Below are 22387 nucleotides of genomic sequence, written 5' to 3'. Positions count from 1 at the left end.
CTGTATCCTCCTTGTTTATCCTAGTCGTTGACGCGCATCCGCTGAACGCTTAAATGCTTGACCAACGTAATTGATACTCAACATCAAGACTAAAATTAGAATTGATGCGGGTAACCAGATCCACTGTCTGTTGACCAGCACATCACCGCTGCTGGCATATCCGATCAGTGTTCCCAAACTTGGAACATTGGTCGGCAGACCAAAACCTAAGAATGTTAGTGTCGTTTCAATACCGATATTCGCTGCAAAGTTCATTGTTAAGTTGGTGATGATCAATGAGCTAAGGTTCGGCATGATTTCGCGGAACATGATGACAAAGTCATTGGTTCCAAGGGTTTTCGATGCACTAACATAGTCGCGACGGCCTTCTGAAAGGGTCTTACTTCGGAAGAGCCTTGCTTTTCCGACCCAGTAAAAGGCACTCATGACCCATATAAAGGTCCAAACGTTGTAACGAGGTACGATCGATACGATAACGATAATGATCAACATGATCGGCAAAATCATAACAAAGTCAACGATACGCATCAAAATGTTATCAATGATGCCACCATAGTAACCTGAGATGATCCCTAGTCCGACCCCAACGATCGACGTAATGATCGTGATTGAAAAACCAATCAAGATTGAGTTACGCGCACCGATGATCAATTGTCCCCAAACATCACGGCCACCTTCATCCGCCCCTAAAAGGTAGGTGCCACCGTTTGGCGAAATCGCGCCGGGTACAGCGTATTTATCAAGGATGCTGACACGCATCACTTGTGATTGGTCGATAACTGCTGAGCCGATAAACACGAACAATAAAACTGCGACTAACAACACTAATGAAAAGATAGCCATTTTATCTTTTAAGAATTCGCGAAAAATCATTTTTAATCCCATAGGCGGGATGCTCTCTTGTTTTAGTACTTTTTCTTTCTTTTCAGACACATTTATCCCCTCCTATTACTGGATTCTGATTCTTGGATCGACAATACTCATGATGATATCTGATAGTAGCGTACCGATCAAGGTCGCTAGTCCTAAGATCAATGTCAGTGAAGTGATCACGGCATAGTCCCGTTGGACGATACTATCGATAAACAGTTTTCCGACACCTGGGTAAGCGAAGATTTTCTCAATGACCACAGAACCTGCGATCAATGAAGTGATCTCGTAGCCCATTTGTGATGCGATCGGCAACGATGCATTACGGAAAACGTGACGTGAGAAGACTTTATTCGTTGGTACCCCTTTTGAACGAGCGGTACGAACGAAATCCAATGATTTCGAATCAATGACTTCACTTCGCAAGTATTGGATCGTCACTGCTGTTCCTAATAATGCAGAAGTGATCGCCGGTAATAGTAGGTGATACAAGCGACTCCAAAACTCAGCCATGCCGCTGACCCCCGGTGCAACGGAACCACCCGTTGGGAACCAAGCCAATCGGTAACCGAAGATGAACAATGCGATCAACGCAAAGATAAACAACGGTACGGCGAAACTGAAGAAGTTGTAAACAACGACGACTTTATCAAGCAATGAATTTTGGTAACGTCCTGCCCACATCCCTAAAGGAATGGCAATCACGTAAGTCAAAATGACCGTCAATAAAGATAACCACAATGTATTGCTGATACGTCCTGCTAATAACGTTGAAACAGGTAATTTAAAGATGAAACTTTGACCAAAGTCCCCTTTTAAGGCATTTCCGATCCAACGGAAATACTGGGTATACCATGGGTCATTCAAACCAGCGGCTTCACGCATCCGCTCAATAACAGCTGGATCTTGGTTTGGATTGATCAAACCAGTAAATGGATCCCCAGGCATTGCTTGTGCGATCAAGAAAATCAAGATACTCAAAATAATGACTTGCGGGATCATCAACAACAAACGACGTAGAATTGTTTTCCACATTATTCAGCACCCCCGTTTTTCAATGCGACTTGGTGCGACTCGGTGATTTTACGCAAGTCATACACTCTGCCAGTTTCGTCGTAGTAATCTTTTTGATGGGTCACATATTCCAACTCGACCTTGCGGCGGTTTTCTTTGTGAGCATCGCGATTTTTTACGTCGATTTGAGGAATCGCTGATAATAAACGTTTTGTATAGATGTGACGCGGGTCTTGATAGATGTCTTCCCGTGTCCCGATCTCAACGAAGCGGCCTTTGTACATGATGGCGATATTGTCACACATGTGTTTTACGACCCCTAAGTCATGAGAGATAAATAAGAAACTTAAGCCAAATTCTTGCTGGATCCGTTTCATAAAGTTCAGTACCTGCGCTTGCACGGATAAGTCAAGGGCTGAAACCGGCTCATCGGCGACGATCAGTTTTGGATTGGATGCTACCGCGCGGGCAACCCCTAACCGCTGACGTTGGCCACCAGAGAACTCGTGAGGATATTTGTATAGGGCATCTTCTGGCATCCCAACGATATCCAGAAGGCTTTTCACGCGTTTTTTCTCTTCTTGATCGCTTAAGCGTTCAAAGTTGCGTAATGGTTCGGCGATAATGTCGACCACGCGTTTTTTAGGATTCAAGCTGGACATTGAATCTTGGAAAATCATTTGGACATCTTTGTTGTAGTTCATTTTTTTGCGGACGGAACGTTTGGTCACGTCTTGCCCGTCATAAATGATTTCGCCACTGGTGATTTTTTCTAATCCAACGATGGCTTTCCCCGTCGTGGATTTACCAGAACCAGACTCACCAACCAATCCGTAGGTTTTTCCTTTTTCTATGATGAAGTCCACACCGTCAACGGCATACACATGGTCTGTGACGCGGTTGAAAAATCCGCTGCGAATAGGATAGTGGACTTTCAGATCTTTAATTGTAATTAATTCTGTCATCTACACTTCTCCTTCTTCGTCTCTAAAATGAAAATGCTTGTAGCATGTGCAACGGACCAAATGATCAGGTGCTACTTCATGCAAGACTGGGTTTGCTTCGTGGTCGCTTTCAGGAATCCAAGGAATCCGTGCGGCAAACCGACAACCCGTCCGTGGCATATTTTTCAATGAAGGAACTACGCCTTCGATCACGTGCAGTTCACTGTCTTGTGAATTTTCTTGAGGGATCGAGTTAAGCAATGAGCGAGTGTATGGATGTTTCGGATTGGCAAACAACTCTTCGGCTGTTGCGACTTCCACAAACTGACCCCCGTACATCACGGCTACTCGGTCGGCCATCTCTGCTACGACACCTAAATCGTGGGTGATCAAAATGATCCCCGTCTGTGTTTCTTCTTGCAAATCTTTTAGTAGATCAAGGATCTGTGCTTGGATCGTCACGTCCAACGCGGTCGTTGGTTCATCGGCAATAATGATTGGTGGTTTACAAGCAATCGCGATCGCAATGATGACCCGCTGACGCATCCCACCAGACAATTCATGAGGGTATTGACGTCCTACTCGCGGTGGATTGGGAATCCCCACTTGTTCTAATAATTCTAATGCTCGTGCTTGACGCTGTTCGGCGGTCATATCCGTATGGTAGGATAACCCTTCTTTGATTTGATCTTCGATCCGCATCAAAGGATTCAGTGCAGACAATGGATCTTGGAAAATCATCCCAATATCATTTCCGCGAATTTTGTTGTACAGCGTTTCGTTTAAGTTTGACAAGTTTAAATCTTTATATAAGATTTCTCCGGTGATTTTCGTGTTGTTTGGGTCATGCAGCCCCATGATCGTTGTAGCTAACGTACTCTTGCCGCAACCAGATTCTCCTACGATCGCTAAGATCTCATTGCGATCCAGTGTAAAAGAAATACCATCTACTGCGTCATAGTAATCGTCTTTAATACGAAAACCTGTGTGAAGGTTTTGAACATCTAGTAATTGATTATCTCTGGACAATCGAATACCCCTCTCTACTTTCTAAGATGTCTTGCAATTTAATGTAAAAAAAGAAGGAACATGCATTTCATTTCCAAAAGCTTTCTTAACATTGTATAATATATTCTTAATAATTATATAGAAATGCCACCAATAATGCAAGTCCCAGAAAAGTTAATACACTGAATTTTCAGAAAATTTACATTATGCTTTCAACGCCGTCATGTCAGGTTTAACGACCGTTTTTTAGATTCCGCTACCAAAGAAAAGCCGCTCAAAATCACTGCGGATCAATTATGAGAAAGAAAGAGCTAAGTCATCTAGGACTTAGCTCTTATGTCTGTCTTAAGCAAGATGGCTTGAAATATAATCAACCGCTCCACCGACTGTTTCGATCTGCTCGGCATCTTCATCAGAAATCTCGGTACCAAATTCATCTTCTAGTTCAAGGACGAATTCCATCACACTGATCGAATCAGCGTTCAAGTCGTCTTTAATGCTCATCGTATCCGTTACGTTCTCTGCGTCAATTTCAAAATGATTGGCGATCACGACCGCAACTTTCTTGAATACTTCATCTCGTGTCAACTGGCTTCACCTCCACGCGTTTGCACAAAACATAGAATGGCTAACAAACATTGTACTGCTTTCTATGCTTTTTGTCTAGATATTTTTGCAATTTCATTACAATCATTGCATTATGATTGCGTTTCGTCTTTGTCAGTCGGCATTTCTTCAAAATGGGCGACCAATTGTGCCACGACATCTGTCGCTAACATCGTATGGATCTGCTTGATGGTGTACGCCACCGCTTCTGGTCCTGTCGCACCATGGGTTTTGATGACTGGGGCTTTCAACCCAAACAATACGGCACCGCCGTGTTTCGCATAATCCATTTCATTTTTCACTTTCCGCAACGCATCTTTTAATAATAATGCGCCTAATTTCCCTTTGGCACCGGAATCGAGAATCGATTGTTTCAACAGCGCCATCAAATTCAAGGCGGTTCCTTCGATCGATTTCAAAACAGCATTTCCAGTAAAGCCATCTGTCACGACGACGTCAGCTGCACCATCCAATAATTCCCGAGCCTCGACATTGCCGATAAAGTGGATCGTCGGGTCTTGCGAAAGCAGTTCAAAGGCTTTTTTCGTTAATTCACTGCCTTTGGTTTCTTCCGTTCCGTTATTTAATAAGCCGACCCGTGGTCGATTGATCCCGCGAACTTTTTGGGCATAAAAGGACCCTAAGACGGCATAGTTTGCCAAATGTTCTGGTTTATTGTCGGCATTGGCACCTAGATCCAGCATGTCAAAGCCAGCATCTTTGCCAATCACTGGCATCGTGGACATCAATCCGGGACGGTCGATCCCTTTGATCCGACCGACGATAAACAAACCAGCCGCTAATAAGGCCCCAGTATTTCCAGCTGAAAAAATCGCATCTGCCTCACCATTTTTGACCGCTTGTGCTGCCAAGACCATTGAGGCGGTTTTTTTTCGTCTGATCGCTTTGACAGGTTCATCATCACTATTGATTTTTTCATCCGTGTGGATAATGGTGACATTTTTATCATCCGTCATGTATTTTTTGATTTCATTTTCTTTTCCGTAAAGGAGGAATTCAATCTCTGGAAAGTCTTTTTTTGCCAGCATGACTCCTTCTACGATCGCTTTTGGGGCGTTGTCTCCGCCCATTGCATCAACAGCAATCCGCATCTCGCTGCCACTCCCTTCATTTTCCCAATCAGTATAGCATATTCTTTAATCAAAAAATTGTTTGTCTGCTTTTTTTGCTGCTAAATAGTTCGCCAATGCCGAAAATTCTGGCAACAGCTGCCAGCCATTTTTTTGCCAAAGCTGGGCAGCTTCGACTTGTGCCACTTCTAGAATATGGGCATCTGCGACCAAATCGGCAGCCGCAAACTCTGGCAAGCCCGATTGTCGATTGCCGAAGACTTCTCCTGGTCCTCGCAACTGCAAATCTTTTTCGCTGACTACAAAGCCGTTGGTGGTTTCTGTCATGATCTTCATTCGCTCGACCCCTGTTTCATTCTTCGGGTTTGCGATCAATATACAGTAAGAAGCATCGGCGCCGCGCCCTACCCGTCCACGCAATTGATGAAGCTGGGCTAACCCGAAGCGATCGGCGTCAATGATCAGCATCACTGTCGCATTGGGGACATTGACCCCTACTTCGATGACCGTCGTGGAAACCAAGATCTGCAGTTGATTTTCTTTGAAAGCTTCCATGATGCTGTCTTTTTCTTGATTCTTCATTTTCCCATGCAGCATCCCCACTTGATAAGTAGGAGAAAAGTAACTTTGCAGCTGCTCATAAATCTCCGTGGCATTCTTGACATCCAGCATTTCGGATTCTTCGATCAAAGGACAGATGACATACATCTGATGCCCTTGTGCCAATTCTTTTTGCGCCCACTCTAAGATCGATTCAAACTGCGGCGGACGGACCCAGCGAGTCTCTACAGGAATCCGTCCTGCTGGCATTTCATCGATCACCGAAACATCCATTTCGCCATAAGCCGTGATCGCTAACGTACGAGGGATCGGTGTGGCGGTCATAAAGAGCACATCAGGCAGATAGCCTTTTTCCCGTAAGACTTTTCGCTGATTGACGCCAAAACGGTGTTGTTCATCGGTGATGACTAAGCCAAGATGTGCAAAGTCCACGCCTTCTTGAATCAGCGCATGGGTCCCAACGATGATGTCGATCTCCCCAGCTGCTAATTGTTCTAAGATGACCCGCCGTTCTTTCGGTTTGGTCGAGCCTGTCAAAAGAGCGGTGGTCACTTCTAAGGGGTCAAAGAGCTGATTCAAGCTTTCTAGGTGCTGCTGGGCCAAAATCTCAGTCGGCACCATCAGTGCGCCCTGAAAGCCAGCCGTCATCGTGGCATAAAGGGCGATCGCCGCCACGACTGTTTTCCCGCTTCCTACATCTCCTTGCAAGAGTCGCTGCATGTGCTGCGGACTTTTCAGGTCATGGCAGATTTCATTGGTCACGCGCTTTTGCGCATTCGTCAATTCAAAGGGCAGTTTACGAGTAAACTCTTTCAAGCGTTGCACATCATAATCGATCGCCAAGCCGTTTTTCTCGGCTTTTTCGCTTTTCTTCAGTCCTTGGATCTGCATTTGGAACAAAAAGAACTCTTCAAAAATCACCCGACGCTTCGCTTGATGACTCTCTTGGGGATCTTTAGGAAAGTGCATCGCAAACATCGCGGATTTCCGATCCAACAAGCGATATTTTTCGATCAATGACAAAGGCAAGATCTCTGTGATTTGATCACCAAAATCAAGGAATGCCTGTTTGATCAGTTCGATCAACACACTTTGACGCACGGCTTTATTGACATGATAAATGGGGGCAAAGTCTTCTGCGCTCTTGCTGCCGAGAATTTTCATCCCCGTCAGTCCTTTGCGTTTGGCGTCCCATTTGCCATAGACGGCGATCTCTTCTGAGACCTCTACTTTATCCTTCAAATAAGGCTGATTGAAAAAGGAGACATTAAAGACATCGTGGTCTTGCATCATGCGAAATTGCAACCGACTTTTCTTATAGCCAAAGCGATTGACGACCGGCGGGGAAACGACGATCCCCTTGATCGTTACTTTTTCTTGGTCTTGAATCTCCGCTAATTGCCGTTCTTGAATGTCTTCATAACGAAACGGATAATACTTCAGCAGGTCTTCAATGGTTTCGATCCCTAAACTCGCCAAGTCTTGGGCGCGTTTTTCTCCGACACCCTTTAATACCGTAAGTGGCTGATTCAGCATAGGTACCCTCCTTTTCCAAAGTAATTTTGTTTATTGCAGAGATTCCTGCATTCATAGAAAAAGACGGAGCCAAAAATCATCTACGATTTTTGCCCCCGCCGCCTAATTTGTTTATTCTGCTGAGAAAAGATACGGATAAACTGGCTGATCGCCTTGATGGATCTCTACTTCGATCTCAGGATGCAGTTCAACGATTGCTTCTTCGATTTTCGCTGCTTCTTTGGCTTTGCCTTCTTCACCGATAATGATGGTGACGATCTCAGTATCTTCTGTGATCATTTTTTCTAAGGTAGTCATGGAAGCAGAGAAACGATCAGGAACAGAAACAACGATTTTGCCGTCGACCATTCCTAAGAAGTCGCCTTCTGTAATTTCGATGCCATCAATTGATGTATTACGGATCGCATGAGTCACTGATCCGCTGACAACACTTGCTAAGACATCGGTCATAGCTTGCTGATTTTCAGCTAGTGTGGATTGCTCGTGGAATGCCAGCATCGCTGTCATCCCTTGTGAGATCGTCCGTGTTTCAACAACCGCTACTGGAATCTCGGAAACTTCCGCTGCTTGCTGTGCAGCCATAAAGATGTTTTTGTTATTTGGTAGAACGATCACTTGGTCGGCATTAACTTCATTGATCGCCAACAAAATGTCTTCCGTACTTGGGTTCATCGTTTGGCCGCCACTGATGACATATGAAGCACCCAGGCTAGTGAACAATTCTTTCAAGCCTTCGCCAGCCGCGATCGCGATGATCGCAAATGGTGTCCGTGGACGTTTCACTGGTGCAGGTTTTGCACCTTGCTGGTCGTGTTCCAAAATCGTTTCATGCTGAAGACGCATGTTGTCAACTTTGATTTTCACCAATGAGCCGAATTTTTGACCATAATTCATGACTTCGCCAGGATGTTCCGTATGGACATGGACTTTGATGATCTCATCGTCGTTGACCACTAATAAGGAATCCCCTAACTCATTTAAGTAATTACGGAATGTTTCATAATCAAATTCACTATCTACAGTCGGACCTTCACCGATCTTCACCATGATTTCTGTACAGTAACCAAAGGTGATATCTTCTGTCGCTAAGTGTCCTTGAACGCTGCGATGATGTTCGGCATTGACCATTTCATCCATAGCCGCTGGGGAAGGTTCGAAGATTTCATCGGCTGGGTATTCACCCGTCAACGCATTTAAGAAGCCTTCATAAATGAACAACAATCCTTGACCGCCGCTATCTACCACGCCGACTTCTTTTAAGACGGGCAATAAATCTGGGGTTTTCGCCAATGAACGTTTTGCACCGTGAACCACGGCTTTCATCACTTCGATACAATCATCGGTAGTTTGTGCTTTTTTCTCGCCATATTCAGCTGCGATGCGTGCCACAGTCAAGATGGTTCCTTCCACAGGTTTCATGACTGCTTTATAGGCGGTTTCTACTCCATGAGTAAAGGCTTGAGCCAATTCTGGTGCAGTGAGTGTTTCTGCGGTCGGGATAGCTTTAGAAAAACCGCGGAATAATTGAGATAAAATGACGCCAGAATTCCCACGTGCGCCCATCAATAGTCCTTTTGAAAGTGTAGCGGCAAGATCGCCGACGTTTTCTGAAGTCGCATCTGCGACCGCTTTTGCTCCACTGGTCATGGATAGATTCATGTTTGTCCCAGTGTCTCCATCTGGAACAGGAAACACATTCAATGAGTTGACAAACTCTGCATTAACTTGTAGACGAGCCGCGCCTGCCTGCACCATTTCTTGAAACTGACTTGCGCTGATATTCGTTACCTTCACTTAGATAGTCCTCCTTAAAATCATCCGCCATGAACGGATCCCTTGCCTAATCTGGCAGTACACGTACGCCTTGAACAAATACATTTACCGAGTTCGCAGAAACACCTAGCATCGTTTCTAAGTTGTATTTCACTTTTTCCTGCACGTTGCGGGAAACTTCGGAAATCTTTGTTCCATAGCTGACGATCGTGTATACATCCACTGCAATGCCGTTTTCTTCTTGGCGGACAACGACACCGCGAGAATAATTTTCTTTTCGTAAAATTTCATTGATGTTATCTTTGATTTGTTTCTTGCTAGCCATACCAACAATGCCGAACACATCTGTTGCTGCGCCTCCGACCACTGTTGCAATGACTTCATTGCTGATTTCAATAATACCTGATGAGGTTTGAATTTTTACAGCCATTTTATAGCCTCCTTCAATGGGCATGACCCATCTTTCTTCTTACATATTTTATCATAGCTGTACCGCAAATAAAAGGATGAGACATATGAAAAGGGGCTTTCTGACCAAACGTCTTGCATTTCGACCTTGTTTAATTTACAATGTTTACCGGGAAAAGTCAATGTTTCTTGAAAATTACTCTTGCTTTTTTCACCTTTCTGTGATAAATTCAGATGGTATGAGCTGAAATAGCGCTCCAACATCAAGGCAAAGGAGGAAATAACCACATGGCTAAAGTTTGTTACTTTACTGGACGTAAAACTACAAGTGGAAACAATCGTTCTCACGCAATGAATGCGACAAAACGTACTGTGAAACCTAACTTGCAAAAAGTTCGCGTTATGATTGACGGAAAACCTAAAAAAGTTTGGGTGTCAACTCGTGCTTTGAAATCTGGAAAAGTTGAGCGCGTATAATTAGACCTTTTCGGCCGTTCGTTTTGAACGGCTTTTTTTGTACCCTTTTTTCTTTGGTGCGCTTTCACTTAGGTTTTCATTAAAGAAAACAGGTCTTTGTTTTTTTAATCGATTCACCTGTGGTAAACTAAGAAAAAATTGATAAAGAACAGGTGACTTCTTGTGACGAAAATAAAAACATTTGCCAAACAACATTGGCCTTATATGCTTGCTAGTTTCTGCTTGCCGTTTCTTATCATGGCAGTGATCTATTTGACCATCGGCATCTACCCTGGCAGCAGCCGCAGTGTCTTAGCCAGTGATGCCTTTTCGCAATTCTCAAACTTTCATGCCAGCTTTCGCAATATGCTCTTAGGCAAGCAAAGTATCTTTTATACATGGAATGCCTCTTTAGGCTTGAATTATCTGGCACTGATCTCCTATTACTTAGGCGGGATCTTCACTCCTCTGGTCTTGTTTTTCCCAAATCAGCTGATGCCAGATGCGTTGTACTTCTTGACCTTGATCAAGATCGGCAGTGCGGGCTTGGCGTTTTGGTTTTATGCCAGCCAAACCTTTAAGATCCAACGTTGGCAGCATGTGACCTTAGCCGTCTGTTATGCCTTGATGTCCTTCATCACCGCCCATTCGGAACTGATCATGTGGCTTGATGCCATGATCTATCTACCGCTAGTGATTTTAGGTATTGACCGTTTAGTGAAAAAGAAAAAACCAGTCGTGTTATTTATCAGTTATCTGCTGTTATTTTTATCCAGTTTTTACATGGGCTTTATGATCGGTCTCTTTTCCGTGATGTATTTCTTGGTTCAGTTGGGGCGCAACTGGAAGCAAGCTCGGGGGGCGATCATTCCTTACGGCATCACCTCCTTGTTAGCTGGCGGCGCCTCAATGGTGATCATCTTACCTGCTTTATTGGATTTGCGCTCAAACGGGGAAGAATTAACAACGATTTCTTCCTTTAAAACCGAAGCCACCGATGTCTTTGACCTCGTGATGAAAAACATGATCGGTGTTTACGATACGACAAAATACGGCTCCATTCCCTTCATCTATATCGGCTTATTGCCGCTGCTGTTGTGTATTTTATATTTTGTTTCGAAGAAAATCCGCTTGAAGGATAAATTCTTATACGCTGGCATGTTTGCTGTTTTGATCGCCAGTTTTTATATCGTGCCGATGAATCTTTTTTGGCACGGGATGCATGCCCCAAATATGTTCCTTTTCCGTTATGCCTATTTGTTCTCCTTCTTAGTGATCATGCTGGCGGGATACGGGTGGGAGCAGCTGCAGCAAAAAGATCGCGGATTGTTTCTCATTATTGGTCTTTCTACGATCGTGGTGTTTGCCCTCTCCTACGCATTGAAAGGACCTGGAACCTATGAATATGTTTCCGCTACTTCTTTTGCGCTAACGATCGTATTCTTTGTTCTTTACTTGTTATGTATTGGGTTCGGGCAATTAGGTCTTTTAACACAAAAACGAGTGACGATCTTGATGCTGATCTTCGTCTGCGGAGAAATGGCCGTCAATACGAGCGGCATGGTTCGCGGAATTTTGAATGATTGGAACTATGCTTCTCGCAGTTTGTATACAGAACCTTATCCGGACATCAAAAAACTAGTCACTCAAGCCAACGAAGACAATGATACCTTTTTCCGATTAGAAAACCTTGATCCTGTTTCTTCCAACGACAGTATCAATTATGGCTACAGCGGTGTCAGCATGTTTTCTTCGATCCGTAACCGCAATTCCTCAAGCTACCTGGATAAGCTGGGCTTTCGGTCCCGCGGCACCAATTTAAATATCCGCTATCCGAATAATACCTTGCTGATGGATGCTTTTACAGGGATCAAATACAATATCTCCAAGCCAAATCTCACCAAATACGGCTTTCAACGTGTGGGGGAATCTGGTGAATACAAGCTTTATGAGAATCAAAATGCGTTACCGCTAGGTTTCTTGGCTGAACCAACCATTGAATCGATTGAACAGCCGCAAAACGACAACTTGACGAGCCAGAAAAATCTTTTCAATGGCTTGGCGGATTTAAATTTAGAGTATTTTGCCTTTCAGCCGATCACGGTGATCCATAGTAAAAATACAGATATCACCAATGACGGCATGTATATGAAATTTACCGAGCAAGAAAGCAATGTCGCAAAAGAAGTGACTTGGCAAGTGGAGGTTCCAGCGAACTCGCAAGCATACTTGAGTCTTTTCCCTGCCAACTTTGGGGAATTGGAAAGCTCATCTGCCACCGTGACAGTCAACGGTCAGCAGCGAGAAACGCAAATCAGTATCAACGGTCAATACTACGACTTAGGGCACTATGAGACCGATACGACGGTTCAATTCACCGTCAGCTTCTACGGAACGCCTGAAATCTCCTTCCAAAACCCGCAAGTCGTGACCTTGGATACCAACGCCTACCAACAAGCAATTGATGCGATCCAAGATCGAGGGGTCGCTATGACGGTCGGCAAACGCAGTGCCAAAGCCGATATCACGACTGAAAAAGAGCAGCAGCTTGTAACGACCATCCCTTATGACAAGGGCTGGACTGCTACGCTTGACGGCAAAGAAGTTCCAATCACCGCCTTTCAAGACGGCTTTATCAGTGTGACGATCCCAAGTGGCACCCATCACTTGGAACTGTCCTTCTTGCCGCAAGGCTTTGTTATCGGTGTTTGCTTGTTCTTCAGCTGCATCGCATTGTTTATCCTGTTTGCTTGGTTTTACCAGAAACAAGTAGCCAAAAAGCAAGTTTTAGACGACCAACGTCAACTCATGGATCAACCACCAGAAACCTAATCGAAAAAGAACCAACTCGTCTTTTTGAGGCACTCCCCATAAGTTAGAGCAAACGCTGACTTATGGGTGTCGCTCAATGATCGGTAAGTTTGGTTCTTTTTTTGCGCTGGCGTTCCGCAGTTGTTCGCTCTAGTGGCCTTAGCCTCCACTACCGACTAGGTCCCCTTCGATGCGGGGCCAAATGCCTAGCCCGTTAGCCCTTAGAGCGTTTAGCGAAACATAAGATAACTGTTAGGTTCTTCCGCATTTTTCTTGATGGAGTGCAACGATCGCTCCCATAAGTTAACCATTTTGGTTTGTTTCAAGACGCGAAAGATCGAAAGCCCTTGGTCGATTTTTAACAGTCCTTTTTCTTGATCGCCATAAATATACCAGTACCACCCTTGATAGCAAAGAAGATGCGTGCTGTTTAGCATGTCTCCGCGATCTGCCAATAATTCCTCTGCAATGGTCAACACCTCTTTTGCCCACTCCAGGCGGCGAAAATTGACAAACGTCGTAAAACAACTAAAAATCAAATCCATTTGAATTTCTCGCATCAAGGACAAGCCTTGTTCTTTTTTTGTGCGGGAAATAGCGATCTGCAGTAAGTGATAGGAGGTTTCGACAGGAAACAAGAATTGAAAATACCGAAACAGTAAAATCTCATAAACGCCCCAGTTGTCTACTTTCGTAAGGTAGGAAATGACGGGGCGAGTTTTGGTGCGTAGCTTTTCCATATAGTCACCAGAAGAGTGATTGGGTTTAAGACCTGAGAGATTGATTTCATGTATCTCCTTTGTGATCTCAAGGTACAGAAAAACAAAAGAATGCTGTTTGGAAGCGGCGATCAGTTCGCTGCGCATTTCCTCCAGCCCTTCTTTGCTTCGCTGGGCGTGGGCGTTACTCAAGAAAGCTTCTTTGTTGATCCCTAAAATTCGATCCAGTAAATCCATAAATTCGCTCGTCATATAGCTGGGGAAGCTCATCAGGTTGTCGTGACTTTTTATGCCTTTTTGCTGCGCACGTAAATAATAAAACTCCTCCACCGTAACATGGATATTTTCTAATAAGCGTTCCAAGCGATGAATACTGATACTTGAAGCACCTTGCTCAAATTTACTGATAAACGAGCGACTGTTTTGTTCATCCGCCACTTGAGCGATCGTATAGCCGCGCTCTTTGCGCAATTGTCGGTACAGTTTTCCTTCTTCCATAACCATCCTCCTAGCGATCAGTCTGCAAACGCCAAACCAAACTTGCTTTACGAATGAAGCTCTGCCATTAAATGCTACTATTTTAGATTCAAATCTAGATTCAACCTTATAAAATGTTGAGGAACAAAATCTACGATCCCCTATTTACATACCACTCTTTTAGCTGTTAGCCACTCGTGGCAGTAACCTCTGGTACGCTCCTAGTACATTTAAATTCCACTATAGTGGATTATTTTCTCTTCTTAGTATAAAGCATCCTATACTGATTTTACAACGTAGAACGTGAAAGGATGATTTCGATGAAAGAATATCAACAAAACAAAGGCTATCGTGCCTTAGTCAACGCCGCCTTACTCAGTGGCATCGGCATGAGTTTATTTAATATCGTCTTTGTAGTTTATGCCAGTACATTACCCTTTAATGCCCTTGCTGTTTCCTTAGCCTCCATGGCACTGCTGGTCCCTGATCTCTTACGGATCCTGACTGGCTATCTAGCCGATCGTACCAAAAACAAAGTGCAATGGATGATCAGCAGTCGACTCTTACAAGGAGTCCTTTTTGTGGCACTCGCTTTTTTGATCCAACTGCCGCCTAGTTTATGGTCTTTCTTCCTTTTGCTAGGCATCAACATTGTATCTGATTGTTTGGGCGCTTATTGTTCTGGGTTGCAGCTGCCCTATGTTCGCCGTCTTGTGCCTGCCGATGCCTTAGACAGTGCCATGGGCTTTCAAATGGCGTGTCAAACCACCGTTCAAATCGTCTTTCAAGGGATCGGTGCTTGGGGGATCCTTTTACTGAATAATAATTTTGCCGCTTTTGGTTTGATCAATGCCGTGACGTTTTTCTTAGCCGCCATCGTGATCTTCTGGAACCGCTCGCTCTTTTATGCGGTGCCTGGGAAAATCAATCAAGCACCCACACCACTCTTTCAGAATTTCTCGGAAACCTTTAAATTATTGACTGGCACAGCTTTTCTTAAAAAGATGATCCTCTTTGCCTTACTGATCAATACCTTAGCCGCTAGTACGAGCGGTCTACTAAATCTCCAGCTGTTGGATGACCTTGCGCTTTGGTTTGCCACTTATGGCAACACCGTTGCGATGGCAGGCATCGCCACTTCCATCGGCATGGTCGCTGGCGCCTTGTTTGCTGCCGACTGGTTCAAGAATACTGGTCTGGTTCGCTTGATTGCCTATACCTCTTTCGTTTTATGTCTATTGACCTTGAATTTTCTCTTCCTGCATAATCGTTGGCTCATGATTGTGCTGCTCTTTGCTGAAGGCTATCTGATTGGAAAAATCAATCCTCGCTTTTCGGCACATCTGATTCGTGAGATCGATGAAGAACATCTCGCCATCAGCAGCGGGATCTTCTCCACCATTGTGATGCTAGGGGGGCCCGTCGGTCAAATGGTCTTTTTAGGCATCGGCAATCGCTATCACGTTGCTTGGAGCTGGCTGCTTTACTTGCTTTTCGCATTTTTGGTAGCCATCGCCGCCTTAGTCGCTGCCAGTACGTTAGAAAAAACACCCACCACTGCTGCGTCTAAAACCGCTGCGGAAAGGACTGAAGATTGGCAAGAAACTGCCCCTGTTTTGCCTGAGAAAAAATAAAAACACAAGCTTTCGCTTTCTCTTGTTGGACAAGAGCAGCGAAGCTTGTGTTTTTCCTTATTCATAGGCAACGTGAACCAAATACAATCCTTCTGGATGAGCTGTGGGTCCTGCCGCATTTCGGTCTTTTTGCGCAATGATCGCAGGAATACTGTCAGGTGCGAGTCGTCCATTGCCGATTTTCAACAATGTGCCCACCATGATTCGGATCATCTTGTACAAAAATCCATCGCCGCGAAAGGTGAAAATCAACTCATCTCCAGCGTCATTGACCGCCATGGACGCTTCATGGATCGTCCGCGTTTTGTCATCGACGGAACTGCCCGTCGCGCAAAAACTGGTAAAGTCATGGGTGCCTAAAAAATCTGGCAACGCTCGTTGGATTTTTTCCAAATCTAGCGGATACGGATAATAGCTGGCATAATGACGGCGGAAAGGACTGCGAGGTTTCCCAATGTCCACTCGAAACTGGTAGGTTTTTTCAACGACTAAGTAGCGGGCATGGAAGGTATCGTCAACGATCTCCACCGATTTTACCGCAACATCTTCTGGCGTTTGGGTATCTAAACCAAAGCGCATTTTTTCCAGTGGGCGCTTTTGAGGGAAATCGAAGTGGATCACTTGCCCCTGCGCATGGACCCCCGCATCGGTGCGTCCAGAGCCATGAATCTGAATCGGCTGACCATTGTTCATCTTCGTTAATGTCTTTTCAATCTCTTCTTGAACCGTTCGTCCATTGGGTTGACGCTGAAATCCTTGAAAATTCGTGCCATCATAAGCGATCGTCGCTTTATAGCGGACCATTGAATCACCTGTTTCTTTCTATTTTTTCAAAAAAAGCCTATGAGAAAAGTCTGATCGATCGACAGGCCTTTTCGAACCAGCCGCTGGGATCGCCAGCAGCCTCGTTGCTTCGTTAAGAACCTTTCGTGGGTTGACTTCAATCATAGGTCTTCGATTATCCTCGTAAGAACACTAACGCTACTGTAAAGAGCGCAAAAACGATGACAACCAATGTGTCCCGTTGATGCCAGTGCAAAATCCGATACTTCGTACGCCCTTCGCCGCCTTGATAGCCTCTGGCTTCCATAGCGGTAGCTAGATCTTCCGCACGGTTAAAGCTGCTGACAAATAAAGGAATCAATAAAGGAACGATCGCCTTCATCTTCTGCAACAGTCCCCCTTCGCCGAAATCGACCCCGCGGGCACGCTGAGCATTCATAATTTTTTCTGTTTCATCCATCAAGGTTGGCACAAAGCGCAACGCGATCGACAGCATCAGTGAGATTTCATGGACAGGGAAACGGATCGCTTTTAAAGGACGCAAAATGTATTCGATCGCATCTGAAAGCTCTAATGGAGGCGTCGTTAACGTCAACAAGGTCGACATGAAAATGATCAAAACAAAACGGCAAAAAATAAAAATCCCGTTTTGGACACCAAATTCTGTGATGTTAAAGATCCACCAAGACCAGTAGACGTCGCCGCCGGTAGTAAACAAAATCTGTAACGCCACAGTAAATAAAATCAGCCAAATCAAAGGTCGCACGCCTCGAATAAAAAAGCCAAAATCGATTTTTGAAAAGGAGATACAAAAGAGCGTAAAAGCACCCGCTAATAAATAGCTTTGCCAATTATTCGCCAAAAAGATAATCGCGATAAAATAAAAACTAGCAATCAATTTGACTCGTGGATCTAAACGGTGGATCAAGGAGTCCCCAGGAATAAAACGACCGAAAATCAGTTTATTCATCATGGGCAGTCGCCCCCTTTGCTACTAAAACATCTGCCAGCTCATCAGCTGTTAGCGGCAACTGCTCAAATGCCAATCCTCTGGCTTGCAGTTGCTCCGCAAATGCGGTTGCTGTCGGCACCCCCAACTGCTTTTCTTGCAGCCAGGCAGTGTCTTGAAACACAACAGACGGCGTGCCTGCTTTGACGAGACGGCCTTTTTCTAACACATAGACATAATCAGCATAGTTTGCCACATCATCCATCAAGTGGGTCACTAAAATGATCGTCATGTTCTTTTCCCGATGCAAGCGATCAAACATTTCCATCATCTCTTTGCGTCCTTGTGGATCTAAGCCAGCTGTCGGCTCGTCTAAGACCAAAACTTCTGGTTCCATAGCCAAGACCCCAGCAATCGCTACACGGCGCATTTGGCCCCCTGAAAGGTCAAAGGGTGAACGTTCCAGAAAACTTTCATCTAAACCTACCAATTGAATGTATTCTTGGGCTAAACCTTTGGCTGCTTCTTCGGAGACCCCAAAGTTTTTCGGTCCAAAAGCGATATCTCTCGCAACAGTTTCTTCAAATAATTGGGATTCAGGAAATTGAAAAACGATCCCGACTTTTTTACGTAACGGTTTTAGATTTTTGTTGTCTGTCTCGGGTTTGATGACTCGCTCACCGATCGTGACCGTGCCAGTCGTTGGTTTTAATAATGCATTCAAGTGCTGCAACAACGTAGATTTTCCGCTACCCGTATGACCGACTAAAGCGGTATAAGAGCCTTCTTTGATCTCTAAATCGATATCGAACAAAACCCGCTGTTCAAACGGAGAATGCGGTTGGTAGGTGAATCCTACTTGTTCAAAACGGATGTCCATAGCCAATCCACCATCCCTTCTTCAGTTAAGTACGCTTGCGGTACCGTGACGCCCCGCTGTTTTAGTGCCGCCTTTAATTTTTCAGGAAATGGCAGATCTAAGCCTAGCTCAATCAGTTCTGGACCTGCAGAAAAAATCTCTGCGGGTGTCCCTTCGCGGACGAGCTCTCCTTGACGCATCACCAGCACCCGATTGGCATTGGCTGCTTCATCGATATCATGGGTGATCGATAACACGGTCAAATTGTTTTTCTCTTTGATTTTTTTGATCGTTGCGATCACTTCTTCACGGCCTTCTGGATCTAGCATACTAGTGGCTTCATCAAGAATGATGATATCTGGGCGCAATGCAACGACGCCAGCAATGGCTACCCGCTGTTTTTGACCACCAGAAAGACGCGCGGGTTCCCGGGTCGCAAACTCGCTCATCCGTACTTGTTCCAGAGCGTCTTTGACACGAACCAGCATTTCTTCACGTGGGATTCCTTGATTTTCCAAACCGAAAGCCACATCATCTTCCACCGTCGAACCAACGAATTGATTGTCAGGGTTTTGAAAGACCATACCGACCATTTTTCGAATATTCCAGATATTTTCTTCATTCAAAGGCAATTCGCCGACAGAAACACTGCCTTCTTGCGGCAAGATCAAGCCATTGATGGTTTTTGCTAAAGTTGATTTACCAGAGCCGTTATGGCCGATCAACGCCACCCATTCCCCTTTGTTGATGGAAAAGGATACGTTATTTAACGCGGCACGCTCTTCTTCGCTATAACGCACAGTAATAGCATTCAATTCAATGATTGGCTTCATGATAGACTCCTTCATTTGCGATTAATTCTTTCTAACACTACCAAAAAAGCGCACGTTTTTCAATGATTCACGCACGATTTGTCTCCAGATCTTTTTTTCACTTGCCATTACCTGTCTTGACAGGTAATCGAAAGTAAAAAAAAAGCACTTTATGATGAGTGCGTACACCTCGAAATACATCGAGGTGTAGGCGCTGAGCTAGACTCGGAAAGTTTCTTCCAACATCATAACACTCTTAGTAAACATCTATAAAGTGATGATAAGTGTGATTTTAAACAAGTTCTAGGATAACCATTGGTGCAGCATCTCCGCGTCTTGGTTCTGTTTTCAAGATACGAGTATATCCACCTTGGCGATCTGTGTAACGAGGAGCGATATCATTGAATAATTTTTGTAATGCTGATTCAATAACTACTTCTTCGTTTTCTTCACGTACACTTGCAACTTCATTACGAACGAATGCTGCTGCTTGACGACGTGCATGCAAATCACCACGTTTACCTAAAGTGATCATTTTTTCTGCAGTTGAACGAACTTCTTTCGCACGAGCTTCAGTCGTAACGATACGTTCGTTAATGAATAAATCAGTTGTCAAATCACGCAACATCGCTTTACGTTGGCTAGATGTGCGTCCTAGTTTACGATAACTCACGTGGTTTCCCTCCTTCACTTTCGAATGTTGTATCGGTCAGACGAACCGAACTAACGTAATCGAAAACGGTTTAATCGTCTTTACGTAGTCCTAAACCTAAATCATGTAATTTTACTTTGACCTCTTCAAGAGATTTACGGCCTAAGTTTCTTACTTTGATCATTTCTGGTTCAGATTTGTTTGTCAATTCTTGTACAGTATTGATTCCTGCACGTTTTAGACAGTTGTATGAACGAACAGATAAGTCTAATTCTTCGATCGTCATTTCCAACATTTTTTCTTTTTGTGTTTCTTCTTTTTCAACCATGATTTCAGCGTTTTTCGCTTCATCTGTTAGGTTAACAAAGATGTCTAAATGTTCAGTCATGATCTTCGCAGACAAACTCATTGCTTCCAATGGTTCGATTGAGCCATCAGTCCATATTTCCATCGTTAATTTGTCGAAATCATCCCGACGACCGACACGTGTGTTTTCTACTTGGTAGTTGACACGACGTACTGGTGTATAGATTGAATCGACTGGAAGAACGCCGATCGGCATGTCTTCTTTTTTGTTTTCGTCCGCTTGAACGTAGCCGCGGCCAGGTTTCACTGTTAAGCGAGCATGGAACGTAGCACCTTCAGAAACGGTACAGATATACATATCTTTGTTAAGGATTTCTACATCACTATCAACGATGATATCGCCAGCAGTTACTGTAGCAGGTCCTGAAATATCAATTTCAAGGGTCTTTTCTTCATCCCCGTACATTTTCAATGCAAGACCTTTAATATTCAAGATGATTTGAGCAACGTCTTCCCGAACACCCTTAACAGTTGAGAATTCGTGTAAAACTCCATCGATTTGAATATTGGTGATTGCCGCACCAGGTAAAGAAGATAATAAAATACGACGTAGGGAATTTCCTAGTGTAGTTCCGTAGCCTCTTTCAAGAGGTTCCACGATGAACTTGCCATAATCTTTGTCTTCATCAATCTTTGCGATTCTTGGTTTTTCGAATTCAATCATTCTTATCTATTACCCCTTTCAAAACGAAAAGTGTCTTGTTCAATGACGTATTTGTTACACTCAAAATGAGCAGCACTCATTAAACACGACGGCGTTTTGGAGGGCGGCATCCATTATGAGGGACTGGAGTCACGTCACGGATCGCACTCACTTCCAAACCTGCTGCTTGTAATGAACGAATTGCTGCTTCACGTCCAGAACCAGGTCCTTTAACTGTTACTTCAACAGTTCTTAATCCGTGTTCCATTGCTGCTTTGGTAGCTGTTTCTGCTGCCATTTGAGCGGCAAAAGGAGTAGATTTTTTGCTTCCTTTGAAACCTAATGAACCAGCTGATGACCATGCTAATGCATTACCATGAGTATCAGTGATCATTACGATTGTATTATTGAATGTTGAGTGAATATGTGCAATACCCGCTTCAATATTCTTTTTCACACGGCGTTTACGACTCACTTTTTTTGCTGCCATGAAGTTTTAACCTCCTTCACTTAGGAATTATTTTTTCTTGCCTGCGACTGTTTTAGACGGGCCTTTACGAGTACGTGCATTGTTTTTCGTGTTTTGTCCACGAACTGGCAATCCACGGCGATGACGGATTCCACGGTAAGAACCGATTTCCATCAATCGTTTGATGTTTAAGTTCACTTCACGACGAAGGTCACCTTCAACTTTTAATTTATCAACTTCCGCACGGATAGCATCTGTTTGTTCATTCGTTAAATCACGAACGCGAACTTCTTCAGACACGCCAGCGTCAGCTAAAATTTGTTTTGCAGTCGTGTTACCAATACCATAGATATAAGTAAGTGAAACGACCACACGTTTATCACGAGGAATATCTACTCCTGCAATACGAGCCATATTTGTTACACCTCCGATTATCCTTGACGTTGTTTATGTTTTGGATTTGCTGGGCAAATCACCATAACGCGTCCTTTACGACGAATTACTTTACAATGTTCGCACATTGGTTTTACTGATGGTCTTACTTTCATGATAATACCTCCTGTGGTTTTACGGAGTACAATTATTTAAAGCGATAAGTAATGCGGCCACGGTTCAGATCATACGGGGATAATTCCACCGTCACTTTGTCTCCAGGTAAAATACGAATGTAGTGCATCCGGATCTTACCAGAAACGGTCGCTAGAACTTGGTGTCCGTTTTCCAATTCTACTTTAAACATTGCATTCGGCAAAGTTTCGACGACTGTACCTTCGACTTCAATCATATCTTCTTTTGCCACGCACAGTACCTCCTTGTACTTGTGATTTTCACACGATAAAATGGCGGAAACTCGGTTCCCACCTGATATTCTCAAACTATGCTCCTACTTAATAAAAAGTAGAAGTCGGACTGACATATTCTATCATATCCTGTCAAAGATTTCAAG

General features: G+C 44.1%; 23 protein-coding genes. 3 read left to right on the top strand and 20 right to left on the bottom strand.

The window, feature by feature from the left end; genetic code table 11:
• Window positions 1-15: 15 nt before the first annotated feature.
• From IGI77_RS01540 to IGI77_RS01500, 9 genes are all read right to left on the bottom strand, one after another.
• Entirely contained in the window at window positions 16-885 is an 870-nt protein-coding gene (locus IGI77_RS01540) for an ABC transporter permease (RefSeq protein WP_153883525.1), read from the bottom strand.
• Between the two features lie 63 nt (window positions 886-948).
• A complete protein-coding gene (gene opp4B, locus IGI77_RS01535; protein ID WP_005227132.1) occupies window positions 949-1905 on the bottom strand; it encodes an oligopeptide ABC transporter permease in 957 nt (318 codons plus the stop codon).
• Window positions 1905-2849 carry an ABC transporter ATP-binding protein gene (locus IGI77_RS01530; protein WP_005227131.1) on the bottom strand — a complete coding sequence of 315 codons (945 nt, stop codon included), beginning with the start codon at window positions 2847-2849 and terminating at the stop codon, window positions 1905-1907. Before IGI77_RS01530 ends, opp4B begins: the two co-directional genes overlap by 1 nt.
• A complete protein-coding gene (locus IGI77_RS01525) occupies window positions 2850-3857 on the bottom strand; it encodes an ABC transporter ATP-binding protein (RefSeq protein WP_005227130.1) in 1008 nt (335 codons plus the stop codon).
• A 324-nt stretch (window positions 3858-4181) separates the two neighbouring features.
• Window positions 4182-4424, bottom strand: a complete 243-nt coding sequence (acpP, locus tag IGI77_RS01520) for an acyl carrier protein (RefSeq protein ID WP_005227129.1) — start codon at window positions 4422-4424, stop codon at window positions 4182-4184.
• A 110-nt stretch (window positions 4425-4534) separates the two neighbouring features.
• Complete coding sequence (gene plsX / locus IGI77_RS01515) at window positions 4535-5554, bottom strand: phosphate acyltransferase PlsX (protein WP_016609182.1); 1020 nt, start codon at window positions 5552-5554, stop codon at window positions 4535-4537.
• A 45-nt stretch (window positions 5555-5599) separates the two neighbouring features.
• A complete protein-coding gene (recG, locus tag IGI77_RS01510) occupies window positions 5600-7630 on the bottom strand; it encodes an ATP-dependent DNA helicase RecG (RefSeq protein WP_015508817.1) in 2031 nt (676 codons plus the stop codon).
• A gap of 111 nt (window positions 7631-7741) precedes the next feature.
• Window positions 7742-9424 (bottom strand): DAK2 domain-containing protein, encoded by a 1683-nt coding sequence (locus IGI77_RS01505; protein ID WP_005227126.1) that lies wholly within the window; start codon window positions 9422-9424, stop codon window positions 7742-7744.
• A 46-nt stretch (window positions 9425-9470) separates the two neighbouring features.
• Complete coding sequence (locus tag IGI77_RS01500; RefSeq protein WP_005227125.1) at window positions 9471-9833, bottom strand: Asp23/Gls24 family envelope stress response protein; 363 nt, start codon at window positions 9831-9833, stop codon at window positions 9471-9473.
• Window positions 9834-10099: 266 nt separating this feature from the next.
• Here IGI77_RS01500 and rpmB point away from each other — a divergent pair, with 266 nt between their 5' ends.
• Both rpmB and IGI77_RS01490 read left to right on the top strand, forming a co-directional pair.
• A complete protein-coding gene (gene rpmB / locus IGI77_RS01495) occupies window positions 10100-10288 on the top strand; it encodes a 50S ribosomal protein L28 (RefSeq protein ID WP_003128045.1) in 189 nt (62 codons plus the stop codon).
• A gap of 162 nt (window positions 10289-10450) precedes the next feature.
• On the top strand, window positions 10451-13099 hold the full coding sequence (locus IGI77_RS01490; RefSeq protein ID WP_438769267.1) for a YfhO family protein: 2649 nt from the start codon (window positions 10451-10453) through the stop codon (window positions 13097-13099).
• 209 nt (window positions 13100-13308) lie between these two features.
• On the opposite strand, the gene IGI77_RS01485 is transcribed toward IGI77_RS01490, so the two are convergent.
• Entirely contained in the window at window positions 13309-14295 is a 987-nt protein-coding gene (locus IGI77_RS01485) for an Rgg/GadR/MutR family transcriptional regulator (protein ID WP_015508815.1), read from the bottom strand.
• 299 nt (window positions 14296-14594) lie between these two features.
• On the opposite strand from IGI77_RS01485, the gene IGI77_RS01480 reads away from it, so the two are divergent.
• Entirely contained in the window at window positions 14595-15908 is a 1314-nt protein-coding gene (locus IGI77_RS01480; protein WP_438769265.1) for an MFS transporter, read from the top strand.
• A gap of 57 nt (window positions 15909-15965) precedes the next feature.
• Here the strand turns inward: IGI77_RS01480 and truA are convergent, their stop codons facing one another.
• From truA to infA, 10 genes are all read right to left on the bottom strand, one after another.
• The gene (gene truA, locus IGI77_RS01475; RefSeq protein ID WP_010748617.1) at window positions 15966-16712 is read right to left on the bottom strand and encodes a tRNA pseudouridine(38-40) synthase TruA; all 747 of its coding nucleotides are present in this window, start codon (window positions 16710-16712) and stop codon (window positions 15966-15968) included.
• A 154-nt stretch (window positions 16713-16866) separates the two neighbouring features.
• Window positions 16867-17664: an energy-coupling factor transporter transmembrane component T family protein gene (locus IGI77_RS01470; RefSeq protein ID WP_005227113.1), complete on the bottom strand. Its 798-nt coding sequence runs from the start codon at window positions 17662-17664 to the stop codon at window positions 16867-16869.
• Window positions 17654-18520 carry an energy-coupling factor ABC transporter ATP-binding protein gene (locus IGI77_RS01465; RefSeq protein ID WP_005232516.1) on the bottom strand — a complete coding sequence of 289 codons (867 nt, stop codon included), beginning with the start codon at window positions 18518-18520 and terminating at the stop codon, window positions 17654-17656. The genes IGI77_RS01470 and IGI77_RS01465 overlap by 11 nt, the downstream gene beginning before the upstream one ends.
• On the bottom strand, window positions 18496-19332 hold the full coding sequence (locus IGI77_RS01460; protein WP_005227109.1) for an energy-coupling factor ABC transporter ATP-binding protein: 837 nt from the start codon (window positions 19330-19332) through the stop codon (window positions 18496-18498). The genes IGI77_RS01465 and IGI77_RS01460 overlap by 25 nt, the downstream gene beginning before the upstream one ends.
• Before the next feature lie 271 nt (window positions 19333-19603).
• Window positions 19604-19984, bottom strand: coding sequence for a 50S ribosomal protein L17 (gene rplQ, locus IGI77_RS01455; protein ID WP_003128038.1), 381 nt, complete (start codon window positions 19982-19984; stop codon window positions 19604-19606).
• 70 nt (window positions 19985-20054) lie between these two features.
• Complete coding sequence (locus tag IGI77_RS01450) at window positions 20055-20993, bottom strand: DNA-directed RNA polymerase subunit alpha (protein WP_008376367.1); 939 nt, start codon at window positions 20991-20993, stop codon at window positions 20055-20057.
• A 79-nt stretch (window positions 20994-21072) separates the two neighbouring features.
• A complete protein-coding gene (rpsK, locus tag IGI77_RS01445; RefSeq protein ID WP_005227104.1) occupies window positions 21073-21462 on the bottom strand; it encodes a 30S ribosomal protein S11 in 390 nt (129 codons plus the stop codon).
• A 27-nt stretch (window positions 21463-21489) separates the two neighbouring features.
• Window positions 21490-21855 (bottom strand): 30S ribosomal protein S13, encoded by a 366-nt coding sequence (rpsM, locus tag IGI77_RS01440; RefSeq protein WP_005227102.1) that lies wholly within the window; start codon window positions 21853-21855, stop codon window positions 21490-21492.
• A gap of 17 nt (window positions 21856-21872) precedes the next feature.
• On the bottom strand, window positions 21873-21989 hold the full coding sequence (gene rpmJ / locus IGI77_RS01435) for a 50S ribosomal protein L36 (RefSeq protein ID WP_002288710.1): 117 nt from the start codon (window positions 21987-21989) through the stop codon (window positions 21873-21875).
• Window positions 21990-22021: 32 nt separating this feature from the next.
• Window positions 22022-22240, bottom strand: a complete 219-nt coding sequence (gene infA / locus IGI77_RS01430) for a translation initiation factor IF-1 (protein ID WP_002288695.1) — start codon at window positions 22238-22240, stop codon at window positions 22022-22024.
• Between the last annotated feature and the right edge of the window lie 147 nt (window positions 22241-22387).

Origin of the sequence: Enterococcus sp. DIV0213h, from assembly GCF_051711285.1 — a bacterium.
Classification (GTDB): Bacteria; Bacillota; Bacilli; order Lactobacillales; family Enterococcaceae; genus Enterococcus_D; species Enterococcus_D casseliflavus.
The sequence above is the reverse complement of the archived record's forward strand: the minus strand, read 5'-3'. Positions and strand labels throughout refer to the sequence as shown.